Genomic DNA, 1,594 nt, shown 5'->3' with positions numbered 1-1,594 from the left:
GCGGGCCGTCGGGTGCAGCTGTGCCAGCAGCTCCAGGTCCTCCCCGTCGGCCTCCGGGGAGTCGGCGACGGCGAGCACGGGCGCGTACTCCAGCTGCCGGGCGAAGGTGTCGGCGACCGTGCGCCGGTCGGTGGCCGCCGCGGCGAGCCCCGCCTCGGCGAGGTCGTCGCCGTTGCCCAGGTACGGCAGCACCAGCGCCGGGTCCACGGCCGTGATCACGGACGTGACGGTCAGCCCGCCGGAGGCGATCACCTCGGCCATCGCCTTCGGCTCGACGGAGTCCCACAGCTCGACGATCGCCAGCCGGGTGGCCCCCGCGTCGGCCAGCCGCCGCAGTTCGGGCACCAGGTCCTCGCGCAGCGCGCAGCAGGCACAGTCGTTGACCAGGGGTGTCTCGCCGCGCGACACGATGCCGTCGCGGTCCCGGACGGTCCGCGCGACCCGGCCGGCGGGGGCCGTGGAGAGGTCGTGGTGCAGCACGACGCTTCCGGGCACCTCGGCGAGCAGCCGGTCGACGGCCGCCGTGCGGGCCGCGGCGTGCAGCCCGCCGACGACGGCCACCGCCAGGCTCACGCCCCGCCCCGCTTCCCGAACCGGCGCTCGAAGCGCTCGACGCGTCCGGCGGTGTCCAGCACGCGCGCGGTGCCGGTGTAGAAGGGGTGGCTGACGTTCGAGATCTCGACGTCCACGACGGGGTAGGTGTTGCCGTCCTCCCATTCCACCGTCTTGTCGCTCGTCATGGTCGACCGGGTGAGGAAGGCGTGACCGGCGGCGCGGTCGCGGAAGACGACCGGGCCGTAGGCGGGGTGGATTCCCTTGCGCATGGCGGGGGTTCAGCGCTCCTCTCGGAAGTCGGTGTGCCGGCCGGCGACGGGGTCGTACTTGCGCAGCGTCAGACGGTCCGGGTCGTTGCGGCGGTTCTTGCGGGTCACGTAGGTGTAGCCGGTCCCGGCGGTGGACCGGAGCCTGATGACCGGGCGCAGCTCGTTGCGTGGCATGCTGCTACCTTACTGAAAATGAATTCCATTTGCTGACTCGCTGCGAGGAGAGCTACGTCACCATGTCCGCCCACTGCATGCTCACCGGGGCCCGGCCGGGCTTCGGCAACCGCGTCTCCCACTCCCACCGGCGCACCTCCCGCCGCTTCGACCCCAACATCCAGACCAAGCGCTACCGGCTGCCCGGCGAGGGCCGGTACGTCCGGCTGCGGCTGAGCGCCAAAGCGGTCAGGACGGTGGACGCGATCGGTGTGGAGGCGGCCGTCGCCCGCATCCGTGCCCGGGGGGTGCGGATCTGATGGCGAAGAAGAGCAAGATCGCGAGGAACGAGCGGCGCCGGGAGGTCGTCGCCCGGTACGCCGAGCGTCGCGCCGAGCTGAAGGAGATCATCCGCCGGCCCTCCACACCCGAGGCCGAACGGCTCGCCGCCCAGCGGGAACTGCGCGCCCAGCCGAGGGACGCGAGCGCCACGCGCGTCCGCAACCGCGACCGAATCGACGGCCGCCCGCGCGGCCACCTGCGCGCCTTCGGCCTGTCCCGGGTGAACCTGCGCACACTCGCCCACCAGGGCTTCCTGCCGGGGGTCCGCAAGTCGT

The 1,594-nt window shown here is 73.0% G+C and carries 5 protein-coding genes; 2 read left to right on the top strand and 3 right to left on the bottom strand.

What is annotated here, in order from left to right; genetic code table 11:
• The 3 genes from H5J33_RS34650 to rpmG form a co-directional block, all read right to left on the bottom strand.
• On the bottom strand, positions 1 to 573 hold a 573-nt coding region (locus H5J33_RS34650), incomplete at its 3' end, for a GTP-binding protein (protein WP_309485566.1).
• Complete coding sequence (locus H5J33_RS34645; protein ID WP_181798625.1) at positions 570 to 824, bottom strand: type B 50S ribosomal protein L31; 255 nt, start codon at positions 822 to 824, stop codon at positions 570 to 572. The genes H5J33_RS34650 and H5J33_RS34645, both read right to left, overlap by 4 nt.
• Positions 825 to 833: 9 nt before the next feature.
• Positions 834 to 998, bottom strand: a complete 165-nt coding sequence (gene rpmG, locus H5J33_RS34640; RefSeq protein WP_181798624.1) for a 50S ribosomal protein L33 — start codon at positions 996 to 998, stop codon at positions 834 to 836.
• 62 nt (positions 999 to 1,060) lie between these two features.
• On the opposite strand from rpmG, the gene rpmB reads away from it, so the two are divergent.
• Together rpmB and rpsN are read left to right on the top strand one after the other, a co-directional pair.
• Positions 1,061 to 1,297 (top strand): 50S ribosomal protein L28, encoded by a 237-nt coding sequence (gene rpmB, locus H5J33_RS34635; protein WP_181798626.1) that lies wholly within the window; start codon positions 1,061 to 1,063, stop codon positions 1,295 to 1,297.
• Positions 1,297 to 1,594, top strand: a 298-nt coding sequence (gene rpsN, locus H5J33_RS34630) for a 30S ribosomal protein S14 (protein WP_181798623.1), incomplete at its 3' end; no start/stop codon positions are given. The genes rpmB and rpsN, both read left to right, overlap by 1 nt.

Origin of the sequence: Streptomyces sp. WELS2, assembly GCF_013870595.1 — a bacterium.
Classification (GTDB): Bacteria; Actinomycetota; Actinomycetes; order Streptomycetales; family Streptomycetaceae; genus Streptomyces.
Note: the sequence above shows the minus strand (reverse complement) of the source record. Positions and strands in the feature narration are given on the sequence as shown.